General features: G+C 40.0%; 15 protein-coding genes and 8 tRNA genes. 4 read left to right on the top strand and 19 right to left on the bottom strand.

All coding sequences use genetic code 11. From position 1 onward, the window contains the following. Positions 1-190: 190 nt before the first annotated feature. Positions 191-1,234, bottom strand: coding sequence for an alkene reductase (locus AC0L7Q_RS05635; RefSeq protein ID WP_138609066.1), 1,044 nt, complete (start codon positions 1,232-1,234; stop codon positions 191-193). Between the two features lie 153 nt (positions 1,235-1,387). On the opposite strand from AC0L7Q_RS05635, the gene AC0L7Q_RS05630 reads away from it, so the two are divergent. From AC0L7Q_RS05630 to AC0L7Q_RS05615, 4 genes are all read left to right on the top strand, one after another. After that, positions 1,388-1,966, top strand: coding sequence for a TetR/AcrR family transcriptional regulator (locus AC0L7Q_RS05630; RefSeq protein ID WP_409425148.1), 579 nt, complete (start codon positions 1,388-1,390; stop codon positions 1,964-1,966). A 65-nt stretch (positions 1,967-2,031) separates the two neighbouring features. After that, positions 2,032-2,421, top strand: coding sequence for a DUF2750 domain-containing protein (locus AC0L7Q_RS05625; protein ID WP_413401669.1), 390 nt, complete (start codon positions 2,032-2,034; stop codon positions 2,419-2,421). Positions 2,422-2,971: 550 nt separating this feature from the next. Further along, positions 2,972-4,084 carry a methyl-accepting chemotaxis protein gene (locus tag AC0L7Q_RS05620; protein ID WP_409425146.1) on the top strand — a complete coding sequence of 371 codons (1,113 nt, stop codon included), beginning with the start codon at positions 2,972-2,974 and terminating at the stop codon, positions 4,082-4,084. Between the two features lie 244 nt (positions 4,085-4,328). Beyond that, positions 4,329-5,978 (top strand): sensor domain-containing diguanylate cyclase, encoded by a 1,650-nt coding sequence (locus AC0L7Q_RS05615; RefSeq protein WP_409425145.1) that lies wholly within the window; start codon positions 4,329-4,331, stop codon positions 5,976-5,978. Positions 5,979-6,030: 52 nt separating this feature from the next. On the opposite strand, the gene AC0L7Q_RS05610 is transcribed toward AC0L7Q_RS05615, so the two are convergent. From AC0L7Q_RS05610 to ruvC, 18 genes are all read right to left on the bottom strand, one after another. Continuing rightward, positions 6,031-6,120, bottom strand: a tRNA-Ser gene (locus AC0L7Q_RS05610). A gap of 196 nt (positions 6,121-6,316) precedes the next feature. Further along, positions 6,317-7,357, bottom strand: a complete 1,041-nt coding sequence (nadA, locus tag AC0L7Q_RS05605; protein WP_008466811.1) for a quinolinate synthase NadA — start codon at positions 7,355-7,357, stop codon at positions 6,317-6,319. A 148-nt stretch (positions 7,358-7,505) separates the two neighbouring features. Then, a tRNA-Lys gene (locus tag AC0L7Q_RS05600) sits at positions 7,506-7,581 on the bottom strand. 65 nt (positions 7,582-7,646) lie between these two features. Next, positions 7,647-7,722, bottom strand: a tRNA-Lys gene (locus AC0L7Q_RS05595). 66 nt (positions 7,723-7,788) lie between these two features. After that, positions 7,789-7,864: transfer RNA gene (locus AC0L7Q_RS05590), tRNA-Lys, on the bottom strand. Positions 7,865-7,929: 65 nt separating this feature from the next. Further along, positions 7,930-8,005, bottom strand: a tRNA-Lys gene (locus tag AC0L7Q_RS05585). 65 nt (positions 8,006-8,070) lie between these two features. Beyond that, a tRNA-Lys gene (locus AC0L7Q_RS05580) sits at positions 8,071-8,146 on the bottom strand. Between the two features lie 69 nt (positions 8,147-8,215). Then, positions 8,216-8,291: transfer RNA gene (locus AC0L7Q_RS05575), tRNA-Lys, on the bottom strand. Positions 8,292-8,361: 70 nt separating this feature from the next. Then, positions 8,362-8,437, bottom strand: a tRNA-Lys gene (locus tag AC0L7Q_RS05570). Positions 8,438-8,607: 170 nt separating this feature from the next. Beyond that, entirely contained in the window at positions 8,608-9,360 is a 753-nt protein-coding gene (ybgF, locus tag AC0L7Q_RS05565; RefSeq protein ID WP_138608876.1) for a tol-pal system protein YbgF, read from the bottom strand. Between the two features lie 13 nt (positions 9,361-9,373). Then, positions 9,374-9,913 (bottom strand): peptidoglycan-associated lipoprotein Pal, encoded by a 540-nt coding sequence (gene pal / locus AC0L7Q_RS05560; protein ID WP_138608874.1) that lies wholly within the window; start codon positions 9,911-9,913, stop codon positions 9,374-9,376. Positions 9,914-9,948: 35 nt separating this feature from the next. After that, positions 9,949-11,307, bottom strand: a complete 1,359-nt coding sequence (tolB, locus tag AC0L7Q_RS05555) for a Tol-Pal system beta propeller repeat protein TolB (protein WP_413401665.1) — start codon at positions 11,305-11,307, stop codon at positions 9,949-9,951. An 8-nt stretch (positions 11,308-11,315) separates the two neighbouring features. Then, on the bottom strand, positions 11,316-12,221 hold the full coding sequence (gene tolA, locus AC0L7Q_RS05550) for a cell envelope integrity protein TolA (RefSeq protein ID WP_413401663.1): 906 nt from the start codon (positions 12,219-12,221) through the stop codon (positions 11,316-11,318). Positions 12,222-12,225: 4 nt separating this feature from the next. Beyond that, entirely contained in the window at positions 12,226-12,657 is a 432-nt protein-coding gene (tolR, locus tag AC0L7Q_RS05545) for a protein TolR (protein ID WP_010392795.1), read from the bottom strand. Next, positions 12,644-13,348, bottom strand: coding sequence for a protein TolQ (gene tolQ, locus AC0L7Q_RS05540; protein WP_010392797.1), 705 nt, complete (start codon positions 13,346-13,348; stop codon positions 12,644-12,646). The genes tolR and tolQ overlap by 14 nt, the downstream gene beginning before the upstream one ends. Before the next feature lie 871 nt (positions 13,349-14,219). Next, positions 14,220-15,227, bottom strand: coding sequence for a Holliday junction branch migration DNA helicase RuvB (ruvB, locus tag AC0L7Q_RS05535; protein ID WP_413401661.1), 1,008 nt, complete (start codon positions 15,225-15,227; stop codon positions 14,220-14,222). Between the two features lie 7 nt (positions 15,228-15,234). Next, the gene (gene ruvA / locus AC0L7Q_RS05530) at positions 15,235-15,852 is read right to left on the bottom strand and encodes a Holliday junction branch migration protein RuvA (RefSeq protein WP_008114133.1); all 618 of its coding nucleotides are present in this window, start codon (positions 15,850-15,852) and stop codon (positions 15,235-15,237) included. A 2-nt stretch (positions 15,853-15,854) separates the two neighbouring features. Then, positions 15,855-16,379, bottom strand: a complete 525-nt coding sequence (ruvC, locus tag AC0L7Q_RS05525; protein ID WP_008114131.1) for a crossover junction endodeoxyribonuclease RuvC — start codon at positions 16,377-16,379, stop codon at positions 15,855-15,857. Between the last annotated feature and the right edge of the window lie 84 nt (positions 16,380-16,463).

Raw genomic sequence — 16,463 nt, 5'->3', positions numbered from 1 at the left:
TCCCGTTTGATTCTAATTATAAAAGGTAATTATGAAAGCGGGCACAGTCTATTTTTTAAATATGACAACGAGGGGGAACTTTATTGACAGCAAGATTAAACAATTATGAGTAAATTATGGCAAATAAATGTATAAAAAAAGACACTCACAATTGTCCATGAGTGTCCTATGGTTTTTACTAAATTAGCTGCTATTTCAATTCAGCTAGCATTTCATCACTGTAAGCTGTGACTTCTTCGCCGTTTTTAATTTTGCTAATGTAATCTGGGTTAGCAATAAGCGGGCGACCAATAGCAATTAAATCAAATTTATTGTCGTTAATCGCTTCTTTAGCAGTTTCAAAACTATAACTACCTACACCCACTAAGGTACTTGCATAACCAGCTCGTAAAAATTCAGAGGTTGATTTACCTTCTAGTGAATCAAAACGCATGCTGTCGTCAAAAATACCGCCGTGTAAATAAGCTAACTTGCGGTTTTCAAGCTCTGGTAATAAGTAGTCAAATACTGCTTTATCGCGATTGTCTTCGCTCATGTTAAAATAAGCACCTGGCGTTAAACGCATAGCGGTACGCTCATTGCCCACAACATCAATAACTGCATCGGTTACTTCCAGTGCAAAACGAGACATGTTTTCTGGTGTTTGCCCGTACTCGTCATCACGTTCATTTGCCGCATAATGTAAAAATTGGTCAATTAAATAACCATTAGCACCATGAATTTCTACGCCGTCAAAACCCGCTTCCATCGCATTTTCTGCGGCTTTAGCGTAGTCAGCCACTAAGCCTTTAATGTCGTCTGTAGTTACAGGCTTTGGCGTAACATAAGTGAGCTCGCGCATACGCGGTACTGAACCTTCAACCCCTATTGCAGATGGCGCCAAAACATCACCACCAAAAAAGTGAGGGTGTGCTACACGGCCAACATGCCATAGTTGTGCAAACATTTTTCCGCCATTGGCATGTACTGCATCAGTGACTTTTTTCCAACCTTGAATTTGTTCGCTAGTGAAAAGCCCAGGTGTATTTGGATAACCTTGAGCATCAGCACGGATAATAATGGCTTCACTAATAATTAAGCCTACATCAGCACGGCGAGCGTAGTAATCAACCATGGCTTGTGTTGGCACTAAATTGTCATCTGCCATACAACGGGTCAATGGTGCCATAAGTACGCGGTTTTGCAGTTCTATGCTGTTATTTAATTTAAAAGGTGAAAGTAAGTCAATCGACATAATATTTATCCTTTGTTGAATGTACATTCAAGATAAGGTCACTTGAATGAATATTCAAGTATAATTTTGAAACTTTGTTTAAGATTGCGTAAACTCCTAGGCCTAAGAAAAATAAATTTATTCATTACTACTCTCTCCACTAAAAGAGTCATTATGAGAACTGCAGAATTTGATAAAGAGTTTGTACTGCGCCAAGCTATGGCCATGTTTATGCTGCATGGCTACGCAAAAACCAGTATGCAAAAACTGACTCAAGCCACCCATTTACATCCGGGTTCTTTGTATGGGGCATTTGGTAATAAAAAAGGCATTTTTTTAGCCGCCACGGAGCAATACCAAACCGATCGCAATACACAGTTTACGGCCCTGTTTGAGCACAGTAATTGTATTTTAGATACGCTGAAACATTACCTTAATATCATTGTGCAAGAATGTATTGACGGCGAAGCAACTAAAGTGTGCTTGCTTACAAAAAGCATTAGTGAGGTGGAGGGTAACGATCCACAAATTTGCCACGTATTACGAACTAATTTAACGGCGTACGAGCATGCCTTTGCGCAGCAATTACAAAAAGCGATAGATAATAAAGAAATTACCAATGGGCGAAGTGCCATAGAACTAGCACGATTTTGTGTTATGGGTATTTATGGATTGCGCACTTACGCATTAACAAATCAAGACCCCGACGCACTAAACCAACTAGCCGATGAGCTGCTTGTAGCCATTAGCTAAACTAAATTTTAAAGCGCAGTATGTCGCTGCCTTTTGTATTCCCCCACAGTGAGAGAGAGCCAAAAATGACCACTGACAATTTATCAAAGCAAGACGACGTAATTTTAGGCCTTGGCGCAAAAAAACGACTCGCATTCATGTACGAAACTGTGCAGCAGTTTAAACAAGTGTGGATTTTAAACGATGACGACGGCTGCGTCATGCTCACTAACGAAGACGACGACTGTGTGCCTGTATGGCCAACCCGTGAGTTTGCCCAAGCTTGGGCAACCGGCGAATGGGAAGGATGTACACCTAAAGCAATTCCAACTGCAGATTGGTTTAGCCGCTGGACACCAGGCCTTGAAGAAGATGACTTACTGGTTGCTGTTTTCCCTACCGAAGATGACGACGGCACGATTTTATTTCCTGATGAATTTCAAGCGCAGTTGAATAAATCAATTAGAAAATATTAGGGTCTGTTAATCTTTGCGGATTAAAATTTGTTCAAGCTAGGGGCGGTTTAATCGCGGCGCGATGTTTGTAACCTAGTGGGCTCGATAACTGCTCCTGCGTTATTCTACTGGCTTACATCCATGTAAGAATAAGTCATAACTGAGCAAAGCTTCCGCGTCCTGCTCACGCCCCTAAGCTGAATCCTTCGGGCAGCGCCTGTTTGGCATTGATGCTGCGTTATCGCCTATTTATGGGGGAATCCACACCACATAGGCGATGCCTTGCCTAAATACCAAACAGACTGCTGCAAATCCAACCTTGAAAGGTCAACAGACCCTAACTTCTAAAATAGTGACCATTTTAAATAAGTTTACTATAAGCATGAAATGAAAAGTTTTTTACCAAAAAGTTATAAAGCATCTATTATTGTGTTGTAATTTACTTTTATAAAAATCGATTTGGGTGGACATTAATTCCAGCCCTGTTAAAAATCGAATTATGTAATCTATAATCAGGTAAATTTAATAAAAAAATATAACGTTTATTTTCCGTGTTTAAATTGGGGTCTACATGCTGTTCAATTCAAAATATAAAAACAAAATTAACGAGTTAAATAACGAGTTAATGCAATTAAAAAAAGCTAATGAAAAACTTGAGGCGCAATTATTAGCAGTAAACAGCGAGAAATCACAACTAAACGACAATGAAATAGCAAACGATACGGCATTTGTAAAACAGCGTGAATTAAATACCTTATCATTGCAGTCATCTGATTTAATAAGTGATATCAGAGAAAGCTTAGCCTCAACTTCACATAAACTAATCAATGATATTACGTCATTTAAGTCATCCCAAGAATTACTTGATACAATTTTAGATATGTTAGCAACGACTTCATCGTCAACACATAATATTTCAAGAGATACAAAATCCGCCTCTAAATCCGTTAAAGAGTTGCAGTCAGTAACAATCGGCATTAATGATTTTGTAAACATAATTAAAGGAATTTCTGATCAAACAAATTTACTCGCACTTAATGCAGCCATTGAGGCAGCAAGAGCGGGAGAGCAAGGGCGAGGCTTTGCAGTGGTCGCAGATGAAGTGAGAACGCTTGCTCAACGCTCTTCTGAGGCATCTAACGAGATATCTAATTTAATAGATAAGGTTAATGAGCAAATGCAAAGCGTTGTAACTAAAATTACTAACGTTAGCGAAGAAAGTGATGGCATTGCAAATAGCTCATCAGAAATTGATACTACCGCTAAAAAGGTGGTTGAACTATCACAAAATATGTATAGCGTTATCGTTAATTCAAGTGCGGATGCATTTATTCAAACAGTAAAAATGGACCATATTGTATGGAAATACGATATTTATAAAGTCATTTTAGGTCAATCAAACAAGACGGCAGAAGACTTTTCTGATCATACCATGTGTCGTTTAGGTCAATGGTACTATCAAGGTGAAGGTGCATTAAAATATTCAAGCATTAACGACTTCAAAGCATTAGAGAAACCACATACAGATGTCCATAAAAATGGCTTTGCTGCTCTAGAAGCATTCCAATTAGGCGATCTCAATACTGCTGTTGAAAAAGTATCTCTTATGGAGCAAGCAAGCTTTAAAGTAGTCGATATACTTAGCGCGTTATCAGATAAAATTATGGAGCATAATTTTAAATAAAATAGTCATAAGTACCTCCTTTTGCATAGCGATTTATAATCATTCATCGCTATGCATACCAAATTCATGTAAATAAATTATTAACCCTTTAATTAATCATTAACTATATTTTTATAATAACAGCTCACCGTTTAGTGATTAAAGTTAGTAACTATAAAGCAAAAATACGCTAAAGCGGTCATAACTATAATTATTCTGTTAAAAATGCAGTACAATTTTTACCGGTAACTAACTTAGGTATTACATGCGGTACACTTTCAATTTTATATGTTGCTTGCTACTACAAATCATTGGTTTTAGTGCATCTGCTGTAATATTAAACGAAAATGACAGCTTACAATTAAAATCAGCTATATGGCATCAAGTAGATTTAGCTAAATCAACCCAAGGTGAGCAACTCATTAATGCTTATAACAATATAAGTACTCCCGTCACTTCGCTATATAGTGCGCATGGCAGTGCAATAGCAAAAATTAGTTTAACTACAGTGAGCGCAGGACGCTGGTATATAATCCCCCAAATTAATTACTTAGATAGTGGCGTTGCTTTTTATCAAGATACTAGTGGGATCAGAAAAGTCGCTGATTTTTCACAAAATAGCGTCACTCAATCAGCCATTGTAATGCACAGCCAAGCTTTTGAATTACATCTAGAAGCTAATTCACACGGTGTTTTATGGCTTTATATTAATGCTAAGCACTTTGCTAAACCTGTTAGCATTAACATTATTCCTCAATCTAGGTTTGTTAAACTTCAGTTTTATATCAATTCATTAAGCTTAGTGTCTATTACTATAATGCTGACCTTGGCTTGCATGGCCTTAATAATGTTCTTTAAAACACAACATCGCGTGGCGTTGTTTTGTGCAGGTTATATAGGATTACACGGCATTGGCTGGGCATTCGCGGCGGGGATAGTTGCGTTACTTTTTAATTACCACGCAATTAACACCCATTACTTTGGCATGTATATTTTTGCCTTCGCTATTGCCTCTGCCAGTTCATTTGCCTATTACTTATTTAACTTTGACCAACATACCCGCACTGGTATTAGCCGATTTTTAAAATACTTTTCCATAACGGCACTTGCCTGTGGTTTTTTAAACCTATTTTTACCCTTTCATTGGGTGTTCTATTTAGCTCACTTCCTCGCTGCAATTTGGGTGTATTTAAGCTTAAAGCTTGGCTTTACAATGCTGGGGATGAAGGACTTTAGGGCGAAATATTTTTTAACTGGCAACCTTGTTTATAGCCTGTCATTAGTTATTTTTATCTTATCGCACCTCAATTTAATAGAAATAAGCTCACCTGAATTATGGGTGCTTATTGCTCTGGCCATTGATTGTATCTGTATTTTACTTTCTTTATCTGAATGGCTAAAAATAAAGCAAAATAATTATATAAAAGCGCTAGAGTTATCACGCATAGACCCACTCACCAAAGTAGGAAACCGGCTGCAATTACAAGAAATACTTGATAACTTAGATAATTTTTATCTCATAGTGTTTATAGATTGCGACAATATTAAAAGTGTTAACGATCACCTAGGTCATGCTCACGGTGACAAGCTACTCATTGAGGTTACGCGGTTAATACAAAATGCGTTAGCCGATAAAGGCGAGGTATGCAGAACCGGCGGTGATGAATTTATTTGTGTGTGTAACGTTAAATCAGCACAACAGCTCGCCCAACTCATCCTGAGCATCAACGAGTCGTTAAACTATATTCATCAGCAAGTTCAAAAACACTGGCCGTTATCAGGCGTGAGCTATGGCTTAGCAAGTAGTCAGGAGTGTAGTGACTATAAAGCTTGCTTAACCTTAGCCGACCAACGAATGTATACATTAAAACATCAGCGTAAAGACAAACGCCAAGCTCAACACCAACACGTTTAATGTTATTACAGGCACAAAAAAGGACGCCTTGAGGCGTCCTGATATAGAATAATGGTGGAGAGAGAGGGATTCGAACCCTCGTTAGGGATTAACCTAAACACACTTTCCAGGCGTGCGCCTTCAGCCACTCAGCCATCTCTCCACAGTGTTGCATTGCAACAGCGCGCTATAGTATGAAATACACTTGCTTGGTGCAAGGCCTTTTTAACATCACGCTTTTAACTGCTTAATAATCATACCAATTACATCAGCATGTTTAGTATCAATCACTATAACTCTTTTAGGCACAAAAAAAGGTTACTGAGCCTCAGTAACCTTTTTATTAATAGTGCGTTTTATTACTTTGCCATGTTAGCTGTAAAGTCTAGCATGCGATTTAATGATTTAAGCGCGCCTTCACGCAAATCCATATCAACAAACACTTCTTTACCGCTGGCATCAATCAGTGCTTCCTCAATCGCTTGTAAGCCGTTCATTGCCATCCAAGGGCAGTGAGCGCAAGTTTTACATGTAGCGCCGCTACCAGCCGTTGGCGCTTCAAAAAACTCTTTATCTGGACATAGTTGCTGCATTTTATAAAAAATACCGCGATCGGTCGCCACGATAAACTTTTTATTAGGCATAGTTTGCGCTGCTTTAATAAGCTGGCTAGTAGAGCCAACAGCATCAGCGAGTTCAACAATTTCAGCTGGTGATTCTGGATGCACCAATACGCCCGCATCTGGATGCAAGACTTTAAAGTCTTTTAGCGCTTTGGTTTTAAACTCATCATGTACAATACATGCGCCGTTCCACATGATCATATCAGCGCCAGTATTCTTTTGAATATAACTGCCTAAATGTTTATCTGGGCCCCAAATGATTTTTTCGCCTTGCTCATCTAAGTGCTCTACTATTTCAAGTGCACACGATGAGGTAACTATCCAATCAGCACGCGCTTTAACCGCGGTAGATGTATTAGCATATACCACCACTTTACGGTCTGGGTGTTGATCACAAAACGCTGAAAACTCATCCACAGGGCAACCAATATCTAATGAACAAGTCGCTTCAAGTGTAGGCATCACCACAGTTTTATTGGGCGTTAAAATTTTAGCTGTTTCACCCATAAAACGTACACCCGCGACGATGATCATGTCGGCTTCATGGCGAGCGCCAAAACGTGCCATTTCGAGTGAGTCGGCTACACAGCCGCCCGTTTCTTCAGCAAGTGCTTGAATTTCAGGATCAGTGTAATAATGAGCAACAAGTACCGCGTTTTTCTCTTGCAGTAATTGTTTTATACGCGCTTTATATTCGCCTTTTTCGTCTTGTGTTAACGGTGCCGGCTTAGGAGGGAAAATATAACCTTCAGGCATAATAGTTTGAGCTAAACTCATGTTCTCGACCACTTTATTTACAGTGCAATTAATAGCGCAAATTATACGAGAAACCAACGCTAAATAATAGCAATCTAGTCAGGCAGTTTATAAATAAAAATAAGGGAGATACTAAGAAATATATTATACGGAGAAAGTGTACCAGAAGTGGTGGGTCATGATGGACTTGAACCATCGACCAATGGATTAAAAGTCCACTGCTCTACCAACTGAGCTAATGACCCGCTCTGGATTACTTATAAAAAGTAAGGCTGCGTAAATCCGCCGATTATAACCACTCAATAAAGAATGGTGGGTCATGATGGACTTGAACCATCGACCAATGGATTAAAAGTCCACTGCTCTACCAACTGAGCTAATGACCCGCTCTGGTTTACTTATAAAAAAGTAAGGCTGCGTAAATCCGCCGATTATAACCACTCAATAAAGAATGGTGGGTCATGATGGACTTGAACCATCGACCAATGGATTAAAAGTCCACTGCTCTACCAACTGAGCTAATGACCCGCTCTGGTTTACTTATAAAAAGTAAGGCTGCGTAAATCCGCCGATTATAACCATTCAGTAAAGAATGGTGGGTCATGATGGACTTGAACCATCGACCAATGGATTAAAAGTCCACTGCTCTACCAACTGAGCTAATGACCCGCTCTGATTTACTTATAAAAAGTAAGGCTGCGTAAATCCGCCGATTATAGCCATTCAATAAAGAATGGTGGGTCATGATGGACTTGAACCATCGACCAATGGATTAAAAGTCCACTGCTCTACCAACTGAGCTAATGACCCGCTCTGATTTACTTTTAAAAAGTAAATACGCGTAAATCCGCCGATTAGACCATTCTAGTTTAAAAAGAATGGTGGGTCATGATGGACTTGAACCATCGACCAATGGATTAAAAGTCCACTGCTCTACCAACTGAGCTAATGACCCGCTCTGTGTGTTTGTTAACACATTGCGTAAATCCGCCGATTAAAGACCAAACTTTATTAACAATAAAGAATGGTGGGTCATGATGGACTTGAACCATCGACCAATGGATTAAAAGTCCACTGCTCTACCAACTGAGCTAATGACCCGCTTTTTTGCCGCATTTCGAGTGGGGTTACCATTCGTTTGCTGCGGGCGCTTATAATACTTATTTATAAAATGAGTGCAACCGAAATTGTCTCTTTTTTTAAGTTTTTATGTCTAGTTGAGCAAATTTAGACCGCTTATGACAAAAAGCAGTCTAATCAAGCATCAACATTTACTTTGATAAGCGATCTGTGGCTAATTTAGCAGCAGTTGTACTTGGGTACTGATTGATTAGCTCATTCAGTATTTTTTGTGCTTCAGCCTTTAACCCTTGCTCTTGTAAAAGTGTACCAAGCTTTAACATTGCATCTGGGCGCTTATTTGAGTTTGGAAATTCGTTAACAACTACTTTGAAATGTTCGGCTGCTTTTACACCGTCATTTTTAATCGTTAATAATTGCCCAAGCCAATAATGTGCGTTTGAGGTGTACACTGAATTTGGATACGTTGTTAAGAACGCTTGAAATTCTGGAATAGCTTGGTCATAGCGCTTATCTTTCATTATAAGCGCAACAGCACGCTCGTACGCTTCGTTTTCAGATAAATCACTGCTGTAGCTCTGATCGCTACCTGGTTGCGTGTAGTCTGTTGTAGGCGCTGGAGTAGCTGGTTTAGCATATGCTTGGCTAACACGGTTTTCTATTTCTTGATAAAGCTCGCGCTGGCGCTGCAATACTTTTTCAAGTTTATAGCTTTGCTCTTCGGTAACACCGCGAATTTGACTCACTTCATCTTGCAGTAAGTTAAGCTGTTGCTGTAACTCTACTTGTAAGAAATTACGCTGTTGCATCATCTTTTCAAGCGTTTCTAAACGCTTTTCAATGCTCGACTGTGAACTTGCAGCTTCTGAAACAGGAGCGGGAGCAGCCATTAACTGGGTGCTCCCGCTCAATATCATGGCTGCCAAAATAATTTTCGGCTTCATAATATCTCTTATCTTAGTAAACTAGTACCGCACGGCGGTTTTTAGCGAAAGCTTCTTCAGTGCGAGATTTAACCATTGGCTTCTCTTCACCGTAGCTAACTACTGACATTTGGCTTGCAGAAACACCTAAACTTTGTAGGTATTTTTCAACTGCTTGTCCACGGTGCTCACCCAGTGCAATGTTGTACTCTGGCGTACCGCGCTCATCTGCGTGGCCTTCGATTAATACTTTAACAGAAGGATTTTTAACTAAAAACTCAGCGTGTGCACGAAGTAGCTCGCCGTATTGACCTTGAATCGTTGCAGTGTCAAAACCAAAGTAAATGATTTGCTCTTGACGAAGCGCTTCGTACTTTTGACGAAGTTGCTCTTCAGCTTGTTGCTCTGGCGTCATTGTTGCTACTTCAACTGTATCAGTTGTTGTTTGCTCAACAGTTGCTTGGTTAGACTGGTTGGCTGCATTTTCATCGATATCTGAAGATGAGCTACAAGCTGCTAGTGTCATTACTGGCACAGCAATTAGCAGGCCTTTAAGTATTTTGTTAAGTTGCATTGAGTAGATTCCTATTTTGAGTAAACCAGCAATTATTACTGTAAATATGGCGACCAAGCCGGTGCCTTCACTTGTCCATCAAGCACAGGTAAGCGTGCTTTAAAACGGCCGTCCATCGATACTAGCGCAAGTACCTGTTTATTATTATGGAGCGTGCTGTATATAATCATCGAGCCATTTGGCGCTATGCTCGGCGATTCATCAAGGCGAGTTCGAGTTAAAACTTGGAACGCACCTGTAGCCAACTCTTTCTTAGCAAGATGATACTGTCCGTTAGTACGGTTTACCATCACTAATTCTTTCCCGTCTGGCGAAATAGAACCCGCTAGGTTCATGTCACCGTCAAAGGTTAATCTTTGAGATCTGCCAGTTTTTAAATTTAACTTATAAATCTGAGCATTACCACCCCTTTCCGACGTAAATACTATATCTTGACCATTTGGGTACCACGAAGGTTCGGTATCTATACTACGATGGCGTGTTAATCGGGTCTCTTTACGCGTTAGTAAGTCTAATAAGTAAACCTCAGTTGCACCAGTTTTATCTTTTGATAGCACTAACAGTAGCTTTTTACCGTCTGGCGAGAACTGCGGCGCACCGTTAATTCCTTTATAGCTGGTGATCAGTTCACGTTTACCGGTATAAATGTCTTGAATAAAAATTTGGCTCTGGCGATTTTCGAACGTTACATACGCTAATTTAGTACCATCAGGCGACCATACTGGCGACATTAATGGCTCTTTTGAGCGCAATAACACTTGTTCATTAAAGCCATCGTAGTCAGCAACCACTAACTGATAAGGCTTTTCATCAGTATCACGAACAATAACATAGGCTATTTTAGTTAAAAACGCGCCCTTTTCACCGGTTAGTTTTTCATAAATTACATCACTGATGCGGTGCGAGTAACGGCGAAAGCCGGTTTCACCGATCACGCTTTGGCGCGCTTCTAAAATATGATCTTGGCTTTGAATCAGCTTACCGCTGCTCATCATTTGTGTTTCACCGCCAGTAATTTGGCCGCGAATAACATCAACCAGCTCATAACGCACTAAATAACGCCCGTTGGTTTGCTGCTCTACTTCACCAACCAACACGGCCTCTACACCTTGATTTACCCAAGCACTGTAATCAATATCAGCATCTTTGTGAGGTTGTTGCGGCATTTGCGACACACTCACAGGCTTAAACTTACCGCTACGCATTAAATCGGCAGCAATTACATCACTTAGCTGCTGTGGAATAGGACCAATACCTTGGTATTTAAATGGCACAATCGCAATCGGTCTTGCGCCGTCTATACCTTCAGTAATAACAATTTCAAGTGCCGCATGTGCCACACTCTGAAACCCTAATATTAAAACTAAACAGGCTATTTTAATTTTGTTAAACATGTCATCCCTTAAAACTCTGGCGCGATGGTTATATTAATATTCTTTAGTTTCTCGAATACGTCTTTGTCTTTAGATACTGGTAATGTGTCGGCCATGCGAACGGCTCTTAATGCAGCCTCACACACTAACTTATCACCGCCTAACGATTTTACCTGCGTTACTAGCCCATTAAATCCAAGACGGATATTAATGCGGCATTGCTGGTTTTTCATTTTTTCATCAATTAGTAAGTTTTGTTGAATACGCGCCATAATTAGAGCGCGGAATTTATCAACTTCACTGACTACTTGCTGTTGACGTATTTTATTACGAGCCGCCTGCTCTTTGGCAAGTTGCTCTTGCAGCATTTGTTCTTGCAATGCTTGCTGACGTTTACGTTCTGCTTCTTCAGCGCGCTTTTTACGCTCTTCTTCGGCTTTTTTAAGTGCCGCTTCTTCCGCTTTGAGTTTATCGGCAGCTGCTTTTGCCGCGTTTTCAGCTTCTTGCTTTTGCTTTTCGGCTTGCTTCGCTTTTGCTCGCTCGCGCTGTTCTATTTCACGGGCTTTTTTAGCTTGTGCTTGCGCTTGTGCGGTTTCTTTCTCTTTTGCTCTGCGTTGCTGTTCAAGCTTTTTAATGCGTCTTGCTTCAGCTTCACGCTGTTTACGTGCATCGGTTGCTCTGCGTTCTAAATCGCGAATACGTTTATCTTCAGCACGCTTTTTATCATCTTCTTTCTTTTTAAGCTCAGCTATTTTTTGCTCAACTTGCTTTTGATCAATCGTAACCGCCGAAACCGCTTTCTCTGGCTCAGGAATAGCCGCATTAAGCGTCACTTCCATTACTTTAGGTTTAGGAGGATGAATGTTTGCTGACGCATACAAAAACCCACCTAACGCTAAATGCAGCAATACTGATTTAATTAATGAACTACTCATACAGTTACTTGGTCCCCTCAAAGGATTCGGTCATTAACCCTACCGACGGTACACCTGCATTTTTTAAAAAGTCCATTAACAGTAACACTTCCTGATACGACACTTTACCCGAGCCTTTTATCATCACAGGCACATCCGGGTTTTTCATTAGTTGTAGTTTAATTACTGCGGCTACATCTAATGCTTCCATTGGCTCTTCAGGATCGGTACCTACACTTACGTAATACTTACCATCGGCATCAATAGAGGCAATAATGGGTGGCGTGTCCTTGGTATCGACTAAGTCCGACTCTTCCATTTTTGGTAGGTCTACTTTTACACCATGAGTAATTAACGGCGCGGTGGCCATAAATATAATAAGCAGCACCAACATTACATCAATGTATGGTACTACATTAATTTCTGCGACTGGGCGACGCTTTTTACGATGATACATTCGCTTGAGCCTCTATTTGGGTAGCTGCTTGACGGTGTAAGATATTGGCAAATTCTTCCATAAAGTTAATGTAGTGAGATTCTAACTTTTCAACTTTATTAGCAAATCGGTTATAAGCAATAACAGCAGGAATTGCAGCAAATAAACCCATTGCTGTAGCAATTAACGCTTCTGCTATACCAGGAGCAACCATTTGTAAGGTTGCTTGTTTTACTTCACCTAGAGCAATAAAGGCATTCATAATACCCCAAACAGTACCAAATAAGCCGATGTAAGGGCTAATTGAACCGACCGTTGCTAAAAACGATAGGCTTGATTCTAGTTTTTCTATTTCGCGAGAAAGCGCAACCCGCATTGAACGGTGTGTGCCTTCCATTACAATGCCCGCACTTTGAAAGGTATTTTTTTTATGACGTGCAAACTCTTTAAAGCCTGAGGTAAATAACGCCTCAATACCAGCTGACTGGCCACCGCGAGAAGAGATTTCGTTATATAGTTTACTTAGGTCAACACCAGACCAAAAACGTTGCTCAAATTTTTTGGCATTTGCTAAGGCGTCAGAGATGGCTTTTTTACGTTGAAAAATAATAGCCCATGACATAACCGACATAGCAACCAACGCTAGCATTACTAATTGCACAAGCAAACTGGCTTCTAGAATTAGATCTAAAAAATTAAGCCCTGATCCCACGTTAAACTCCTAAATAATTAAAAACATCAAATTGATTTATTTGAGTAAGGTAACTTAGCAATACATTAGCCACCATTAAAGTTTTGCTAGTGTATCTAGTGTATTTACTGCTGACAACGATATTGCTGTGAATAGACAACAAAAAACGTTAAAAAAACAGCTTTACTCAATATTTACTACTTAACTCTTGTTCTACTGTATAAATAAATAACAACAAAGCTTTATGGAAGCACGCTTAGTTTCACTAAAGAGTGACAGAAATGCGCTGTTTATTCAAAATTAATGCATAAGCACTCATAACCAGCACATGCTTACCTTAACGTAATAGTAAAACTAATACCGAACGTTAATATGTTAATATACATAAACAAAGCATTTCATTAACTTATAGAATTAATGATTAATTAACATGCAACAATAAGCTGAAACAAAAAACCACTGTTATTAGTTTTTTTTATCTGAAAATATAAATTTTCTAGTTTGAACAAATTGTGTCTCTTCGGTATTATTCTCCCATACCGAGCTAGCGCATTAAATGAAAGCTATTTCATTGAATCCAGTTCCTCGTAATATGATTTATTTCGTATTACTTTTTTACTTCTTGGGGTATGACCTCAACAAGTAAAACGTAGTTCCCTAGATTACTTCCTTAAACTTGTTGTTTGCCCGCATTTTTTGCGGGCTTTTTTTTGCCTGCAATTTAGCAAACTATTTAAACTCAGCCTAAACACTAATACAGCTGGCGAACAATAGCCTGATATGTCTTAACGCTCAGTGAATTATTGGCAAAGTTAAATACGTAATATTTACTCATACAAAAAAGCCACTGTCGTTAAAAAGACAATGGCTTTGGAAAGAGTCTAATTAATCTTTAATCTTTTTTAGGTAACAAACCAAAATGGTGATACGCATTATCCGACACAATTCGTCCGCGTGGCGTGCGCTGAATAAACCCTTGTTGAATTAAAAACGGCTCAATCACATCTTCTATCGTTTCTTTTTCTTCGCCTATAGCAGCGGCTAGGTTATCAAGACCAACAGGGCCACCCATAAATTTTTCAATAATGGCGAGTAAATATTTGCGGTCCATGTAATCAAAACCACTTTTATCAACATCAATCATATCGAGGGCTTGTTGAGCAACCTCGGCATTAACCGTACCATCTGATTTAACTTGGGTGTAATCGCGCACACGACGCAATAAACGGTTTGCTATACGCGGTGTGCCACGAGAACGCTTGGCAATTTCTGCCGCACCATCGTCACACATTTCTAAATCAAGGTAATGCGCTGAGCGCCCAACAATATGCGACAAATCTTCCACAGAATAAAATTCTAAACGTTGTACAATACCAAAGCGGTCACGCAGTGGTGAGGTTAATGATCCCGCACGCGTGGTTGCGCCAATTAAGGTAAATGCAGGTAAATCAAGCTTAATAGAGCGTGCCGCTGGCCCCTCACCTATCATTATATCGAGCTGATAATCTTCCATTGCAGGGTAAAGTATTTCTTCTACTTGCGGGCTCAAGCGATGTATTTCATCAATAAACAGTACATCACCTTCTTCAAGGTTAGTAAGCAACGCAGCTAAATCGCCGGCTTTTTCAAGTACAGGGCCCGAGGTCGTTTTAATATTTACGCTTAATTCATTTGCTACAATATTGGCAAGCGTGGTTTTACCTAAGCCTGGCGGACCAAATATTAATAAATGATCCAACGCTTCGCTACGGCTACGCGCAGCCTCAATAAATATTTCCATTTGTTGCTTAACATGCGGCTGACCACGGTAGTCGGCCAGTAACTTAGGCCTAATAGCACGATCTATGGTGTCTTCGTTGGTTTTTTCAGCAGCATCAATTAAGCGATCAGCTTCGATCATAATTTACTCACAGCATTGATTTCAAAGATTCTTTAATTAGAACCTCAGTCGACATATCGGGTTTGCTTACTGATTTTACTGCTTTTTGCGCTTGTGGCAATTTATAACCGAGCGCCACCAACGCCGAAACCGCATCATCGGCCGCATTATTGGCTATAGTTGCATCACTCGCAGGCTCTATTACAGCGCTATCGCTAAACGGGGTAAATAAATCATTGCCCCAATTTTTTAATCGGTCTTTCATTTCAAGCACTAAACGCTCGGCGGTTTTTTTACCTACCCCTGGCAATTTAACCAAAGCGGTAGCGTCTTCATTATTTACGCAACTTACAAACTGCTGCGCCGACATACCCGACAAAATAGCTAAACCCAATTTAGGTCCTACGCCATTGGCTTTTAACAGCTCTCTAAATAAGGCACGTTCGGTTTTATTATTAAAGCCAAACAATAACTGTGCGTCTTCGCGTACTACAAAGTGAGTGTACACAATGGCGTTGTCGCCCACTTTGGGTAAATCGTAAAAACAGGTCATTGGCATTTGTACTTCGTAGCCAACGCCACTAACTTCTAATAATATTTCTGGGGGCTGTTTTTCAACTAACACGCCGTTTAAGCGACCTATCATTGTTATTTCCTTAGACGTCCTCTAACGGTTTTGCTTGCGCTACCCGCTAGTTTAATTAAGTTTTGTTCAGAGTGAGCATGGCAAATCGCAATCGCGAGCGCATCTGCTGCATCGGCTTGCGGCGTACCTGGCAGTTTAAGTATGTTTTTAACCATATGTTGTACTTGCGATTTATCGGCACCACCGTTACCCACCACGGCTTGCTTTATTTGTCGTGCAGAGTATTCAAACACTGGTAAGTCGGCCATAGAGGCACCCACAATCGCAGCACCACGAGCTTGACCAAGTTTTAAAGCAGAATCGGGATTATGTGCCATAAATACTTTTTCTATGGCAAAGGTTTCCGGCGAAAACTGCTCTATAAGCTGCGTAATACCTTGGTATATCATTTTAAGTCGGGTGGGAAAGTCGTGATCGGCTAATTTAATACAGCCACTGCCTAAGTAAGTAAACTTAGCACCTTGGTGCGCAACCACACCGTAACCCGTTAAACGCGAGCCCGGATCGATCCCTAAAATAATGGCCAAACAGCACTCTCATTATTGTTATTCATTAATAATGCTAATAATGCCAGAGCACTGTATAAATTACCAGTACCAAGCTAAAACAAA

The organism is Pseudoalteromonas sp. KJ63-1 (genome assembly GCF_055808145.1).
Note: the sequence above shows the minus strand (reverse complement) of the source record. Positions and strands in the feature narration are given on the sequence as shown.